This is a genomic window from Thermophagus sp. OGC60D27 (assembly GCF_052400625.1).
Taxonomy (GTDB): domain Bacteria; phylum Bacteroidota; class Bacteroidia; order Bacteroidales; family Marinilabiliaceae; genus Thermophagus.
In genome coordinates, this window is the sequence record NZ_JBQTGH010000003.1 from 274,116 (window position 1) to 288,988 (window position 14,873).

The 14,873-nt window shown below is 40.2% G+C and carries 11 protein-coding genes; 4 read left to right on the forward strand and 7 right to left on the reverse strand.

Annotated features, from left to right (window positions below; genetic code table 11):
- Window positions 1–15: 15 nt before the first annotated feature.
- Complete coding sequence (locus ACT29H_RS05520; RefSeq protein WP_444820609.1) at window positions 16–492, reverse strand: hypothetical protein; 477 nt, start codon at window positions 490–492, stop codon at window positions 16–18.
- A 461-nt stretch (window positions 493–953) separates the two neighbouring features.
- Here ACT29H_RS05520 and ACT29H_RS05525 point away from each other — a divergent pair, with 461 nt between their 5' ends.
- The 3 genes from ACT29H_RS05525 (at window position 954) to ACT29H_RS05535 (ending at window position 3,309) form a co-directional block, all read left to right on the forward strand.
- Window positions 954–1,613: a TorF family putative porin gene (locus tag ACT29H_RS05525; protein ID WP_444820610.1), complete on the forward strand. Its 660-nt coding sequence runs from the start codon at window positions 954–956 to the stop codon at window positions 1,611–1,613.
- 63 nt (window positions 1,614–1,676) lie between these two features.
- The gene (locus tag ACT29H_RS05530) at window positions 1,677–2,033 is read left to right on the forward strand and encodes a P-II family nitrogen regulator (protein WP_444820611.1); all 357 of its coding nucleotides are present in this window, start codon (window positions 1,677–1,679) and stop codon (window positions 2,031–2,033) included.
- A gap of 40 nt (window positions 2,034–2,073) precedes the next feature.
- Window positions 2,074–3,309, forward strand: a complete 1,236-nt coding sequence (locus ACT29H_RS05535; RefSeq protein ID WP_444820612.1) for an ammonium transporter — start codon at window positions 2,074–2,076, stop codon at window positions 3,307–3,309.
- Window positions 3,310–3,532: 223 nt separating this feature from the next.
- Here the strand turns inward: ACT29H_RS05535 and ACT29H_RS05540 are convergent, their stop codons facing one another.
- From ACT29H_RS05540 to ACT29H_RS05560, 5 genes are all read right to left on the reverse strand, one after another.
- Entirely contained in the window at window positions 3,533–5,020 is a 1,488-nt protein-coding gene (locus ACT29H_RS05540) for a UxaA family hydrolase (protein WP_444820613.1), read from the reverse strand.
- Window positions 5,004–6,482, reverse strand: a complete 1,479-nt coding sequence (locus tag ACT29H_RS05545; RefSeq protein WP_444820614.1) for a tagaturonate reductase — start codon at window positions 6,480–6,482, stop codon at window positions 5,004–5,006. Before ACT29H_RS05545 ends, ACT29H_RS05540 begins: the two co-directional genes overlap by 17 nt.
- Window positions 6,483–6,705: 223 nt before the next feature.
- On the reverse strand, window positions 6,706–7,731 hold the full coding sequence (locus ACT29H_RS05550; RefSeq protein ID WP_444820615.1) for a LacI family DNA-binding transcriptional regulator: 1,026 nt from the start codon (window positions 7,729–7,731) through the stop codon (window positions 6,706–6,708).
- A 229-nt stretch (window positions 7,732–7,960) separates the two neighbouring features.
- On the reverse strand, window positions 7,961–8,953 hold the full coding sequence (locus ACT29H_RS05555) for an LPP20 family lipoprotein (protein WP_444820616.1): 993 nt from the start codon (window positions 8,951–8,953) through the stop codon (window positions 7,961–7,963).
- A gap of 4 nt (window positions 8,954–8,957) precedes the next feature.
- Window positions 8,958–10,364 (reverse strand): hypothetical protein, encoded by a 1,407-nt coding sequence (locus tag ACT29H_RS05560; protein ID WP_444820617.1) that lies wholly within the window; start codon window positions 10,362–10,364, stop codon window positions 8,958–8,960.
- A 276-nt stretch (window positions 10,365–10,640) separates the two neighbouring features.
- Between ACT29H_RS05560 and ACT29H_RS05565 the strand changes: the two genes are divergently transcribed.
- A complete protein-coding gene (locus tag ACT29H_RS05565; protein ID WP_444820618.1) occupies window positions 10,641–11,852 on the forward strand; it encodes an aminopeptidase C in 1,212 nt (403 codons plus the stop codon).
- A gap of 477 nt (window positions 11,853–12,329) precedes the next feature.
- Here the strand turns inward: ACT29H_RS05565 and pheT are convergent, their stop codons facing one another.
- Window positions 12,330–14,786 (reverse strand): phenylalanine--tRNA ligase subunit beta, encoded by a 2,457-nt coding sequence (pheT, locus tag ACT29H_RS05570; RefSeq protein WP_444820619.1) that lies wholly within the window; start codon window positions 14,784–14,786, stop codon window positions 12,330–12,332.
- Window positions 14,787–14,873: the final 87 nt, after the last annotated feature.

Consider the following 14,873-nt stretch of genomic DNA (forward strand, 5'->3'; position numbering starts at 1 on the left):
AATGGATCTATTTTTTTAATTATCTTCCGGCCATATAAACTCTTCTTCTTCTTCATCCCAGAAAGGGCCCCACTGTATTTCAGTCAATATTCCGTTATCGAACCAAAGGTTAAGACTAACTTCCAAAATGGTTGCAATTTGCTGGCTATCTTCTTCATTGTCGGATAATTCCTCCAAATATACATCGCCAAGCCCCATTATTTCAATTTGCTCCATCACCTCCGACTGACTCAAACCTATTAAATCCACTCCCTCAAAAGAATACTGATCAGAACTAACAGCCAATGATGTCAGTCGCCAATCTTCCATTTTATCAAATGAGGCAGATAATTCAACCTCATCATAATGCCAGGCTTCAGTGACATCCTCCGGCAAATCTTCATTCTGCATTGTTTCAACCTCATCCGGATCACCCATAATGGCAATAAATTCATCCTTACTCATTCCAAAATACAATTTATCAAGCCCTTTTCCCAATTCAATTTTCTTCATTTTTCAAGGTTTATTTATTTCAATTATTGTTTTAATCAAATGTAACGAATAAAATATTTCCAGAGCATTATTTTACAATGTTTTTTGTACCAACATAACTTAAAATAATCTTACTCTTACCCCATTATCATCATTCTTCTTACATAATTACCCCTTCAACTCTGCAATCAACGACAAATAAACATTTTCTTACCAACTACTTCACCAACTAAACCCATACAACAAATTTTATTTTTTCCTCCATACCCCCCCTTGCAAAAGGGGGTCGTGTTTATTTTTTATTATTTTTAACAACATTACCCCCTAAAAAATTAGGTTGCTAATTCAAAAAAGATATATATTTGCACCATACCCATAACAAAAAAGAGGGAGGGCAACTCATTTTTTATAAATTTTTTTCTTCCCCCCCTCTTTTTTTGAGGGAGAGATAATCAATCAACTAACATTTTTAACTAACCATTATGAGAAACGTAAAAATGGCTTTAACAGGAATAGCATTTACCACACTATTCTTTCTAAGCCCAAAAGCAACGGCACAAGTAGACGTTAGTGTAGGTGCCGATTTGATGAGCCGATATGTATGGAGAGGAACCGATTTTGGTGGATCACCAAGCATTCAGCCATACCTGGAAATGTCTGCAGGTAGTTTCGTATTAGGCGCATGGGGTGCATATACCACCAATTTGCCCGGGGCCCAGGAGGCTGACCTCTATGCAGGCTATTCTTTTAGTGAAGTATTCGGACTGACACTAACCGATTATTATTTTCCTCTGGATGATATGTCTGACGAATACTTTGATTTTGAGAATAATCATTCTTTAGAAATCAGTGGAACACTTACATTGAAAAAGTTCAGTTTATTAGCCGGAAAATTCTTTGCCGGAGCTGATGATAAGTCATTATACCTTGAGGCCGGTTATGATTTTGGGGTGGCCAATATATTTTTGGGTGCCGGAGACGAGGTTTATACCACCGATGGAGACTTTGGGATAGTAAATGTAGGCATTGGCGCTTCCAAAGAGATAAAACTTACTGACTATTTTTCATTACCCCTTTCCGGAGCTATCATTTTGAATCCCGAAAGTGAAAGTTTATTTCTGGTAGTAGGTGTCTCATTCTGACAACCTTATTTTCCTGAGCTTGCCAATAAAACAGGGCATTCATTAACAAAAAACAACATACACATGAAGAAAATTGAAGCCATAATAAGAAAAACCAAATTTGACGATGTCAAGGAAGCATTAAGTAAAGTAGGCATCGACTTCTTCTCGTATTGGGAGGTCCGAGGTATTGGTCAATCCCGTGAAGAACGCGCATTCCGTGGAATCGTTTACGACACCAGTTCGATAGAACGCATAAAAATGTCCATTGTGGTCCGAGACAAAAACCTGAAAAATACCATTAATGCCATTATGGAATCGGCAAAAACCGGCGCCATTGGAGATGGGAAAATTTTTGTGGTGGATATTGAAGAATCCTACCGAATCAGGACGGGAGAAGCAGGGGATGAATCCCTTTACATTAAGGGGAAAGAGGAGTAATCAGGCTTTTATCAGATTAAACACTTAATAGACAAAAATTATGGAAGAAATTACAAAACAAGTATCAGATATATCTGTCTCTCTTGACGTATTATGGGTTTTAATTGCCGCAGCCCTGGTTTTTTTCATGCAGCCAGGATTTGCAATGGTTGAAGCAGGATTTACTAGGGCCAAAAACACAGCCAACATACTCATGAAAAACTTCTTGGATTTTTCGGTAGGCTCTCTTATCTTCTGGATTGTAGGATTCAGCATGATGTTTGGAACCGACCTGGGAGGTTTTATTGGAATGCCTGATCTTTTTTTCTCGGGCAGTTACGGAAACGACGTAGACTACGCAATGCTAATTTTCCAGACAGTTTTTGCGGCAACCGCTGCCACCATTGTTTCCGGCGCCGTGGCCGAGCGAACCGAATTTTCAGCCTATATTATAGCCAGTTTCTTTATTACGGCCATCATCTATCCCATCTCGGGGCACTGGGTATGGGGCGGCGGCTGGCTCAGTGAACTGGGTTTTCATGATTTCGCAGGTTCAACAGTAGTTCATTCTGTGGGAGGATGGCTAGGACTGGTAGGAACAGCCATTTTAGGTCCTCGCATCGGGAAATACAATGGCAAACGCAAGGCTATTCCCGGGCATAATTTAACCATTGGTGCTCTTGGTGTTTTCATCCTCTGGTTTGGTTGGTTTGGATTTAACCCCGGATCACAGCTGGCAGCCAGTGGACTGGAGAATATCTCAGCGGTGGCCTCTATTTTTGTCACTACGAACCTTGCAGCAGCTGCAGGGACCGTAACAGCTATGGTCATTTCATGGATGCGTTACAAAAGACCTTCATTAGGATTGTCTCTCAACGGCGCCTTGGCGGGCTTAGTGGCCATCACGGCAGGATGCGACATCGTAACTCCGGGAGGAGCTGTCATTATAGGTATTGTGGCCGGAGTTGTATTAATCTTCGGTGTTGAATTGCTAGACGCACTCAAAATTGACGATCCGGTTGGAGCCGTATCTGTTCACGGTTTCAGTGGTGCAGCAGGCACCCTTTTGGTGGGTCTATTTGCCACCGATGGAGGATTATTTTATGGCGGTGGAGCTTCCTTACTGGGGGTACAGGCACTGGGAGTAGTCACAGTCGCAGCATGGTCTCTGGCATTAGGTTTCATCCTATTCAGGACGCTAAAAGCAACTATTGGATTGCGAGTCTCCAAACGTGTTGAAGAGGAAGGTCTGGATGTTTACGAACATGGTGAGACTGCCTACAACAATTTCTCATAAACCTTTAATACTGAAACCGGCACCTTCCATTTATTGGACAGGCCGGTTTCAGCATTCATCATTTCATTCAACCATAAACCGTAAAAACAAGACAAACTTTATGGAGAACACTATCACAAAAGTGCCATAACGATGGCATACCTGGTTCAATTATCCAAACCGTTAATAGTCCTGTTTTTAAAGGTCTTCGCATTATGCGACAGACCTTTTTTTATTTAAAAAATTATAACGTAACCCCGGTTTTAAATATAGATATCTCGCGGAATCCATTTATTTCGTTATTAACCATTTTTCCGCTTGCAACCTCAATTAAGAATGGAATAAACGCCTCCAATACTTGCTCAACCGGCGTACCTTCAGCAATAACACCGGCATCAAAATCGATCCAATGGGGTTTCTTTTCAAACAGAGAAGAATTGGTGGATATTTTTACTGTTGGAACAAAACTTCCGAATGGAGTCCCTCTGCCCGTAGTAAACAAAACCATATGACAGCCGGAGGCTCCAAGAGCGGTTGACGCGACCAGATCATTACCAGGGGCACTTAGGAGGTTAAGCCCTTTAATTTTTAATCGATCACCATAAGACAAGACATCCCGAACTTTATCCGTTCCTCCTTTTTGTGTGCAACCCAAAGATTTTTCTTCAAGCGTCGAAATTCCTCCGGCCTTATTACCAGGTGAAGGATTCTCATAAACAGGCTGATTACTTTTAATAAAGTATTCTTTAAAATTATTGATAAGCTCAACGATTTTATGAAACACCTCTTTATTTTCGGCACGTTCCATCAACAAATTCTCAGCACCAAACATTTCCGGAACTTCGGTAAGAATCGTTGTTCCCCCCTGAGCTACCAAAAAATCAGAAAATGCCCCCAACAAAGGGTTGGCACTTATTCCGGAAAAACCATCTGAAGCGCCGCATTTTAATCCAATTCTCAGCTCAGAAAGAGGGATATCCTCCCGTTGGTCTAGCACCATTTTATCGAACAATTCATTTAAAAGGCGAACACCTTCTTCAAGCTCGTTTTCAACATCCTGGCATACCAGAAACTTGATACGTTCCGAATCAAACTCTCCCAATAATTCTTTAAAGGCAAGAGGTTGATTATTCTCACATCCCAATCCCAAAACCAAAACACCTCCTGCATTCGGATGAAGAACTATATCGCGTAATATTTTTCGGGTGTTTTCATGGTCATCTCCTAACTGAGAACAACCATAATTGTGTTTAAAGATCTCCATCCCGTCAATCAAGGAAGCATCGACTTTACCCTTTAAATGATTCAACATCTGTTCTCCAATCCCGTTAACACATCCTACCGTTGGAACTATCCAAAGTTCATTACGAATACCTACTTCTCCATTCTTTCGACGAAACCCTTTAAAAGTCAGTTGGCGATTGGAATATGGATTTTCCCTAAATACCGGATTGTAACGATATTCCAGAACTCCTTCAAGGTTTGTCTTGATATTCTTATGATTCACTACTTGGCCAGCGCCAATATCAGTCAGTGCATGTCCGATTGACTGACCATATTTAACAATATTATCTCCCTGTTCAATATTGATCAAAGCCACTTTGTGAGCCCGAGGAATATGGGTTTGTGTGGTCACTGCAATCCCAGGCTGTTCAATTTCTGAACCGGCAGGAATATCGGTAAGGGCAACCGCCACATTATCGATAGGATTAATTTTAAGCAACCGTTGCATGTAACTTTCTATTTACTACTGATTGAACTACATTTAACATACCTTGCGACAAAATTTCGGAAAGGTATTTCGTTGTCTTTTCTTTCAACCCGGAAATATCATTCAGATTTCGCCCCCAAAATTCCTTATTCTCTAATGCCCGACCCACTAAATCCTCAACACTAAGTTCCTCTTTCTCGTAAAGCAACCATTGATGCTTGAAAAACTCAAGGACCATTTCATCATCCTGAAGCGGAATTGTTTTTCCAGAAGATGTTTTACCTCTATAAAATGCGAAAATAGCAGCTAAAGCCAAAACAAGACCATCGGGCAACTCTCCATTTTTTAAGTCATAATCAAGAATAATTGGCAACACCCTTGCCCGGAATTTTGAAATGCTATTCAAACTGATACTCAGCAAGGCATGATCTACAAAAGGATTCAAGAACCGATCCAGGATGCGATCCAGGTACCTTTCCATTTCATCACGAGGAAGATCGATGGTAGGCAATATTTCCTCTCTCATCACATTTCGGACAAAATCTCCCAGAACCGGATGCTGCATAGTATTCCGAACATACTCTTCCCCACACAAATAAGCAATGGGTGTCATTACGGTATGCGGGCCATTCAACAGCCTGACCTTCCGGGTACGGTAAGGTTGAACGTCTTCCACAATGCGAACATTTAATCCAGCCTTAGAAAACGGCAATTCCTGTTCCAGTTCTTTTTGTCCTTTAATCACCCAAAGGTGATACTGTTCTCCTTCTACCACAAGATTATCTTCATAGCCTTTACTATTTCGTATTTCATCAATATTGTCAGGTCGGTATCCGGGAACAATTCGATCCACCAACGTATTACAAAACTGATTGGCTTCCTGTATCCAATCGATAAAAGATGGTTCCATTTGCCATTGAGCGGCATATTTCAAAACATACTCTTTTAGCTTATCTCCATTTTGCTCAATCAATTCGCAGGGTAAAAACACAAATCCTTTTTCTTTGTTACCCTGAAACGTTTTATAACGATGGTATAAAAGAAGAACTACCTTGGCAGGAAAAGATGAAGGCGGCTGCATATCCCGATTATCTTCCGCATGATAAGCAATACCGGCTTCAGTAGTATTAGAAACAACAAAACGGGCATCAGGATTTTCTGCCAATTTAAGAAACTCATCAAACTCACCATAAGGATTTACCCCACGGGAAATAGAATCGATCAGATGAATATCCTTTACACTTTTCTTATCTTTTATTCCTTTTAAAATAAGAGTATAAAGACCATCCTGCTCATTAAGACGGTCGATCATTCCTTTTTCAATAGGCTGGACGACAATTACATTCCCATTAAAATCCGCCTTTTCATTCATTTCCTGCACCATCCAATCCACAAAGGCACGTAGAAAATTTCCTTCTCCAAACTGAATAATTTTCACCGGACGATTAGCCGGCATATTCATGCTACTTCTGTTTAATTTCATCAGTATAAAATTTATTAAAAAACATTAGTCTTATGAAACTCCCTTAATCATTGGTTGTACACCCTCTTTCGTGATAATCTTAATTGATCATGATTGTTTCATTCATATTTTATTAATTTTATTCATGACATCCATAAAATTTGATAGAACTTACATGGCAAAACATTTAAATCACCTGACCGGGATCCATTTTGCAATGCTCGATTGAATTACTAATAATTGATTAATTATCTTTTCTCTGAGAAGATTCTCTAACCACCAAATGAGATTTCAACACCACTTGTCGAGGTAAATCATAAATTCCATTTTCAATTTGATCAATAATCATTTTGGCTGCCTCCTGTCCCATTTCAAAAGTGGGCTGCTGCACCGAAGTTAAAGTCGGTTCTACCACGGTAGCGTGCATCTCATTGGTAAATCCCGACAAGGCAATGTCGTTAGGAATAGAAAGTCCGCTCTTTCGGATGGCCCTCATTGCCCCAAACGCAACGGTATCATTTATACACAACAATGCATCCGGAGGATCAGCCAATTGTAGCAATTGACTCGCAGCAGTCTCTGCCGCATCTGCAGAAAGACCGGTGTATGCCATATAACTATTATTCACAGGCAACCCACATTCAATAAGCCCACTGAGATAACCCGCCATACGCTCTTTGGTAATACTTAAATGTCGTGGCCCAGCCAAGAAAGCTATCCGTCGGGCTCCGTTCTTATAAAAATGTCGGGTTAATTCAAGCGCCGTATAAGTATTATCAATTACAACTGAAGAGATGCGATCTGTCTCCGAGACCCGGTCGAAAAACACGATTGGAACATTTCCCGTAGTAAGCCGCCCAAAATGGTTTAAACTTTTTGTTTCCTGAGCAATCGATGAAATGACTCCACATACCCCGATCTCAATAAGATGCTCTACACATTTCTCTTCTTTTTCAGCAGAATCGTATGAATTGGTGATCACCACAAAATATCCATTCTCCTTGACATAACTTTCAATCCCCTGAATAACGGATGAGAAAAAATAAGTAACCATATCAGGCACGATAACGCCGATAGTTTTTGCGGAACTTTTTGCATTTTTTGCGGAACTTCCTTTGTGCTGATAGTTCTTCTCAAATGCCATCGCCTGAATCTTCTTCTTTAATTCAGGACTAATGTCCGGATGATCCTTTAACGCTCTGGAAACTGTTGATACAGATGTATTCAGAGCATCGGCAATATCTTTTAAAGAAGTGCGTTTCGATGACATATCAGTATGACTTTTGGGTCAATTTGGACCACAAAAATAATAAAAGAAACAGCACACCCAATGAATTATTTGCGGAATTAATTATTTTTTGCGGAAAATTTTAATTTTTAAACAATAAAGGAGATACCATTCATTGGTTCAACAACCTATAAACAGAAAAAAACAAAAATAAAAGCGCGTGCAACTACTCAGTCTTTTTTATATCTCGGAGGGCATTCGATACTTTCAATCACCTAACGAGCTCAACCTCGCACTCGGAAACGGGCCATTTCTTTATTAGCTTTCTCAATTCAATATTTTCAGTGCTTTGATTAATCCAACGCATAAAGTCCACTTTTGCCGTAAGCGTAAGCTTTGCCCGATGATTGGAATAATTCAACCTTGGAGCCCCACATTGACCATTAATATCCGTTTCCCCCCTATTGGATATCAGATATCCTCCCTCTAACAAAAACATGATCGGAACACCTTTCACCGGTCGGCCTTGATCTGCTGTAACAGTGAATTGTAATCCATCCAATTGATCAGACAAAGCCATAGTCTGATGGGAGGATTTAATGGTAAAAAGGGCTAATATGTTTTTAAGTTTCTCCAAGGGATTCGCAAAAAGATCGATAGTTTGGGAGCCATCCGCAACAACAGCCTTCTCATCAAAAAAGGGAGAAATAGATTCAAGAGCCTTTACAAAAAATAAAACGGAAAGCTGATAATCATTTATTTCAAGCTTTTCGATGCCCGTTTTATAATTTTGCAAAGCAGCATTTATGGCTTTAGTTCTTCTCTCCTCCCTTTTCTGCCGATAAGTCTCTTTCGACAACCGGTAAATAACATAATAGTATTGTTCATCTTCGTATTCGTCCATCAGCTCCTGCCCTTCCAAAAAGTCCTCACTTTCTGACTTAATTTGGTTTTCAAAGACCTCTCTCACCCCAAACTTATCTTCTACCTGATATATTGAAACATTACTTTGAATACTCGTACTAATCTGTCCGGCGATATCGGCCATCGCTTTATCTGCGGCTCTTTGTCGATATAGTTGCGATGAGCCCTGCTTTTGAACCGACCCAATACCGAAGTAATAACCGGATAACACCGGTCGATTCAAAATCCAAGAAGGAGGCTCCGATATACCAGCGGCCGTATCTTTTGAAGAGCGACACCCCCCTATGGCAGTCAACAATGCAATTGTCAAAGCAGTCAAAAAAACACGATTAAATTTCATACCATTAAATTTCCGGATTATAAGCTATCACCTTTTGGGCTATTTCATCGGACAATTCACTCATTGCCTGTTTTTTCAAATCAAAATCGCTAACCACCTTTTTTCTTTGAACAAACAGTGCTTGAAACTTATCCACTGAAGTTTTGTCTTCATACCTCTTATCCTGGTCACTACTGGAAGAAATAGAATACCATGTCCCCGGAATCAGATCACGATAATCACCTTCATAAGAGGCATATTTTACTTCATCCTTTAGTTGTTTTTGGATTAAATCACTCACCATAATTTTTTTACTATCCACATCAACCAGGGAATATGACAAATTCATATTCAGATAGCTATTTTGTGAATACTCGTAATAGTAAACTTTTTTATATTCGATGACTTTTTCTTCAATACCATTCTCATCGATCAAATTTACGGTTGTTTTTAACCAGGCTTTACGTTTTTTCATTTTAAGAGATGAAGTACCACTTCTATAATCATTTATCTTACAAGATAAAACGGCATCCACATTGGATGGTAATGAAATGGAAGAGGATTTCTTGTCAATAAATATTTCCTTAAAAAGAAGAAGGGCATTATCGGTTCTGTCGGGCTGGGTAACCTCGACGATTTCATAAAACGGCGATTGTTGCTTCGTTATTCCGGCAATAATTTGAGATTTCAATTCTTCAGCAACATTCTTTTGCGTCAATCCGGAAGCATAATAAGACAACACGCCGATTCTAATTAAAGCTTTTTCTCGTGCATAATCTTTGAGTTCTGCAGCCGATTTATACCCGTCAGTGCCGGCAAGAATCTCTTCAAAAGCATAATATGCACTTCTGAACCGATCATTCTTCAAATAAGCCTGCCCTTGACGATAAACCGGTTCATAGCGCGCGGTAACCCAATGTTGAGATGCATCCCGATAACCGGGTTCAATTTTCAGGATCTCTGTCAAAAGAGTCAACGCTTCCGAAAAATTTTCTGCTTCCAAAAATGTAACGGCTTTTCCATATTGCTCATTAAGAAATATTTCCTTAACCTCTTTAAAATAAACACCTGTACTTTCAGAGATATTCAGATCCACTCCCAGCACTTTAGCTCTTCCTTGATAGGCGGTTGCCTCCAAAAATGCATAAACAGCGTCCTTATATTGATCGTTTCGATAAAACGACATAAACTGATCTGTTTTTTGATTTAGCACCAATTGACCGGTACGTTTCAATCCGACTTTAGCATCAATATTGTCTCTTTTTGATTGAAGGGCTCGAAAATAAAAATCGGCAGCTTCGGTAAACAGGCCGGCTTCTTCCAGCTCTAATGCTTTGTTCATGTATTTTTTAGAAGCACATCCACCTGCCAGAAGCACCGATACCAATATCATAATTCCGGCCAACTTTTTTTTACAACTAAATCTGTTCATAATTATTAATAAAAGCGATTAAAAACAACTCCTCCCTTCAAAGAGGTTCATGACGGCAAATTATAACCTGCCAAAATACAGCCTTTACGAAAAACACCCCAAGAGGTTTGAATTATTCTCATCTTTATCACAATATCATTAACATCCATTATTTTTCGGGATTCTTTTTTTTATCAAATGAATATTGTCATATTTTTGCATGACTTTTTTCCCCTAATTTGAAGAGGATCTGCATAATTCTATTAAATACGCAATAATCAAAACATTTCAAACATTATGAGTAGAACAGCACTTTTTCCCATTATCTTGTTTCTGTTGGGTGCACCAATTTATACACACTCTCAGGATCAATCTTCAAAGCATCAAAAATCCGAGGGATATCAGTTTGAAACCATTGTAGATTTGCCTGCCACTTCGGTGAAAGACCAGCACCGTTCAGGCACCTGCTGGAGCTTTTCAGGCGTTTCTTTTCTTGAATCAGAAATGATCAGAAAGGGAAAAGAGCCCATCGATTTTTCCGAGATGTTTATTGTCCGTCATTGTTACGCCGACAAGGCCAAGAAATATGTCCGACTTCATGGTCATTTAAATTTTGGGGCCGGAGGAGCTTTTCATGATGTTTTATATGTGCTGAAAAATTATGGTGCGGTTCCCGAAAGTGTTTATGGCGGTCTCAACTATGGACAAGAAAAACATGTTCATGGCGAGATGGATGAAGTACTCAGGAGCTATGTAGAGGGCATCATTAAAAATCCAAACAAAGAATTAAGCACAGCATGGCATAAAGGCTTCAACGGCATCTTGGATGCCTATCTGGGTAAACTTCCGGAAACTTTTGAATACAAAGGGAAAAATTATACGCCGCAAACCTTTGCCAAAGAAGTAACCGGTATTAATCCCGACGATTACATTCAGGTAACATCATTCTCCCACCATCCATTTTATGAAACTTTTGTCATCGAAATACCCGACAACTGGTTGTGGGGCGCGGTTTACAACGTCAAACTGCAGGAAATGATCGATATCATCAACCACTCGTTGGAGGAAGGATATACCGTTGGCTGGGCTACTGATGTCAGCGAAAAAGGATTTTCATACAAAAACGGAATTGCCATCATTCCTGCCGAAGACTTTGAAGAATTGAGTGATACGGAACGATCACGATGGGAAGACATCACTAAAGAAAAACTTCAGAAACAAATGTATTCTTTTGAAGCCCCAGTTCCTGAAAAAAAGATTACTCAAGAGCTCCGGCAAAAAGCATTTGACAACTACCAAACTACCGATGACCATGGAATGCATATCGTTGGAATGGTTAAAGATCAAAACGGAACCATCTACTATAAAGTTAAGAACTCTTGGAATACCGACAACAAATACGATGGATACCTCTATGCCTCTGAGAGCTTTGTAAAACTTAAAACCGTTTCAATAATGGTAAATAAAGAGGCGCTTCCTAAAGTCATCAGGAAAAAACTTGACCTATAAAAATGAGGCATCCCTATTGATCTCTTGGCCAGTAAAGAAATGATAAATATTTTACCAATTACCGAAACTTTTCCTTAAATGTACCGTTAAAGACCGTGAAGTTTTCTTCATAAGATAAGGTTTTGGTTAGGTCAACAATAAAGAAAGAGATAAAAAGTTCCTTTTCTGCTAATATTCAGATCATGAAAAATTTTTATCTCTTTCTTTAAACTTTTGATTAAGCTATCAATCTAATATATAGATTTTCATAATTTTGGGTTAGGGTTAAGGTTAGGAACGGAAGCTATCTATTTAGATGGCTTCCGTATTCTTTTTATATTATCCCAGTCCAAGACCGAACATTCATCCTTATTCTGCAATTGTTATAGGCGCTTGATTACACGACGCCGCATATTGGCTCATCCCAACCTTACATCTATTCCTTCCGGACACATCTCCACAACTGCCACGGTCCGTTTTGTTTTAAGGAAAGCTCGTTTATCTCAACTTTGCACCCAGTTCTTTTTCAAATATCCGGGTAAGATTGTTCATGGTTTTATCAATCTGCTTATCCTTTAGGGTTTTTTCTCGGTCCTGCAAGGTGAAAGAAATGGCATAAGACTTTTTCCCTGGCCCAAGTTTTTGGCCTTCATACACATCGAAGAGTGAAACATTTTTCAGGTATTTCTTTTCAGTTTTAAACGCCAGATTTCGAATATCTTTAAACATGATTGGTTTGTCAAGCAACAGCGCCAAATCACGTTTCACTTCCGGAAATCTGGAAATTTCAGTGAAAGTCACCTCTTGTCTTGCAGAAAGTTTTACCAGAGCGGGCCAATTCATCTCCGCAAAATAAACAGCATCATCAATATCAAACTGTTTCAATAGTTTGGAGTCAACCATCCCTATGATAAACAATGCTTGTCCATCAACAGTGGTTACTTGCAATCCTTCAGAAATCAAATCATTGTTGCAATCCGTTTCTTTACATTGAGAAGTATCAATACCCATCCTTTCCAGAATATTCAACGACCAGCTTTTAAGATCGAAGAAGGAGACTTTCCTGTCGGGCGTATTCCAATCGCCTTCTGAAAGGTTACCGGTAGCTAGCAAGGCCAGCTTCTCCTCTTCCCGATAGCTGCCAAGGTCGGTTGACAACTTATCTTCTTTCAGACTGTAACAGTTACCAAACTCAAAGAGTCGCAGATTTGGATTTTGACGATTCCTGTTATGGCGGATGGTCTCAAGGCCGCCAAACAACAGGGTCTGACGCAAACCATTAAGGTCGGAACTCAGCGGATTTATCAATTCAACCACCCGGTTTCTGGCATACGTTTCCGACTGGTCATAATAGCCGCCTTTGGTTAGCGAATTGTTCATGATTTCCATAAAGCCCTGAGCCACCAGTTGGGATGAAACTTTGTTTCTCAATTCCCCAATGTCCGGCTTTTCCCGGTATATTATGGTAGCATTCAGTTTATCAGGATCCGCCACATTATTATAGCCGTAAACACGAAGAATCTCTTCAATAACATCAGCTTCTCTCTGGACATCCACACGGTAGGGCGGAACTTCCAACTTCCAGACTCCGTTTTCTTCTGATTTCATCTCGATATCCAAAGCCTGAAGGATATTTCTGATTTGGTCCGATTCAATTTTTTTTCCGATCAAACGTTGCACATGATTCAACGACAATTCAACGCTGAAAGGCTGAACCGGCTCGGGATAAACATCCACTATATCTGAAGAAATTGTGCCTCCCGCAACTTCCTTAATCAACATTGCAGCGCGCTTCAAGGCATAAACCGTCATATTGGGATCGGTTCCCCGTTCAAACCGGAACGATGCATCCGTATTGAGTCCATGTCTTTTGGCTGTCTTCCGAATATACACCGGATTAAAGCAGGCACTTTCCAAAAATATTTTCCTTGTGCTATCGGTAACGCCACTTTCTAATCCGCCAAAGACGCCGGCAATACACATTCCTTCTTCGGCGTTACAAATCATCAAATCCTGCTCATGCAATTCGCGCTCATTCTCATCCAGCGTGGTAAATTTGGTTCCACCGGCCAAACGCCTCACAATTACTCTATTGCCCTTAATCTTATCCCCATCAAAGGCATGGAGAGGTTGCCCCAGTTCATGCAGGATAAAATTGGTAACATCCACCACATTATTAATGGGGGTCTGGCCGATTGCTCTCAATCGATTCTTAAGCCAATCGGGCGATTCTTTAACTTCCAGATTGGAAATGGTCAACCCGCTATAACGAATACAACCTTCATTATCCGCAACCTCAACTGATACCGGCCAGGCACGATTATCGATACCAAAATCTTCTACGGATGGCCACTTCACTTCCACTGCAGGATCGGTTTGTTTAAGTTTGGCTGCCAGGTCACGCGCCACGCCGATGTGTGACGCTCCGTCAATTCGGTTGGGGGTAAGATCCACTTCAAAAATTATGTCCGTCTCGATATTAAAATACTGTGCAGCCGGAGTTCCCGGTATGGCATCAGCATCTAAAACCATAATGCCATCGTGATTAGGTCCCAACCCGATTTCATCTTCGGCACATATCATACCCTGCGAAACCTCTCCGCGTATTTTGGCCTTTTTAATTTCAAATTCTTCTCCTGATAAAGGATAAATGGTGGTTCCGACTTTTGCCACCACCACTTTCTGCCCTGCGGCCACGTTGGGCGCCCCACATACAATGGGAAGAGGTTCTCCCTCTCCCACATCCACGGTTGTTTTGCTTAATTTATCGGCATTGGGGTGTTTTTCACAAGTCAACACTTCTCCAATAACAAGTCCTTTAAGGCCTCCTTTAACAGAATCCACCTCCTCAACTGAACCAACTTCCAGCCCCAGATCCGTAAGAATAGCAGCTATTTGGTCAGCAGGTAATTCAGTCGAAATGTAGTTTTTTAGCCAGTTGTATGAAATATTCATGAATAAGTTGAATTTTATTTGCGAATAATCAATCGTTTGAAAGAAATCTAAATGACCAGCAAAAATAATTAAATATGCTTCAAACAA

What these genes read in the sequence shown, in the direction of transcription:
- pheT (WP_444820619.1), bottom strand. Translation starts at nt 14,786, where the DNA reads ATGAATATTTCATACAACTGGCTAAAAAACTACATTTCGACTGAATTA.
- ACT29H_RS05565 (WP_444820618.1), top strand. Translation starts at nt 10,641, where the DNA reads ATGAGTAGAACAGCACTTTTTCCCATTATCTTGTTTCTGTTGGGTGCA.
- ACT29H_RS05535 (WP_444820612.1), top strand. Translation starts at nt 2,074, where the DNA reads ATGGAAGAAATTACAAAACAAGTATCAGATATATCTGTCTCTCTTGAC.
- ACT29H_RS05530 (WP_444820611.1), top strand. Translation starts at nt 1,677, where the DNA reads ATGAAGAAAATTGAAGCCATAATAAGAAAAACCAAATTTGACGATGTC.
- ACT29H_RS05550 (WP_444820615.1), bottom strand. Translation starts at nt 7,731, where the DNA reads ATGTCATCGAAACGCACTTCTTTAAAAGATATTGCCGATGCTCTGAAT.
- ACT29H_RS05545 (WP_444820614.1), bottom strand. Translation starts at nt 6,482, where the DNA reads ATGAAATTAAACAGAAGTAGCATGAATATGCCGGCTAATCGTCCGGTG.
- ACT29H_RS05555 (WP_444820616.1), bottom strand. Translation starts at nt 8,953, where the DNA reads ATGAAATTTAATCGTGTTTTTTTGACTGCTTTGACAATTGCATTGTTG.
- ACT29H_RS05525 (WP_444820610.1), top strand. Translation starts at nt 954, where the DNA reads ATGAGAAACGTAAAAATGGCTTTAACAGGAATAGCATTTACCACACTA.
- ACT29H_RS05540 (WP_444820613.1), bottom strand. Translation starts at nt 5,020, where the DNA reads ATGCAACGGTTGCTTAAAATTAATCCTATCGATAATGTGGCGGTTGCC.
- ACT29H_RS05560 (WP_444820617.1), bottom strand. Translation starts at nt 10,364, where the DNA reads ATGAACAGATTTAGTTGTAAAAAAAAGTTGGCCGGAATTATGATATTG.
- ACT29H_RS05520 (WP_444820609.1), bottom strand. Translation starts at nt 492, where the DNA reads ATGAAGAAAATTGAATTGGGAAAAGGGCTTGATAAATTGTATTTTGGA.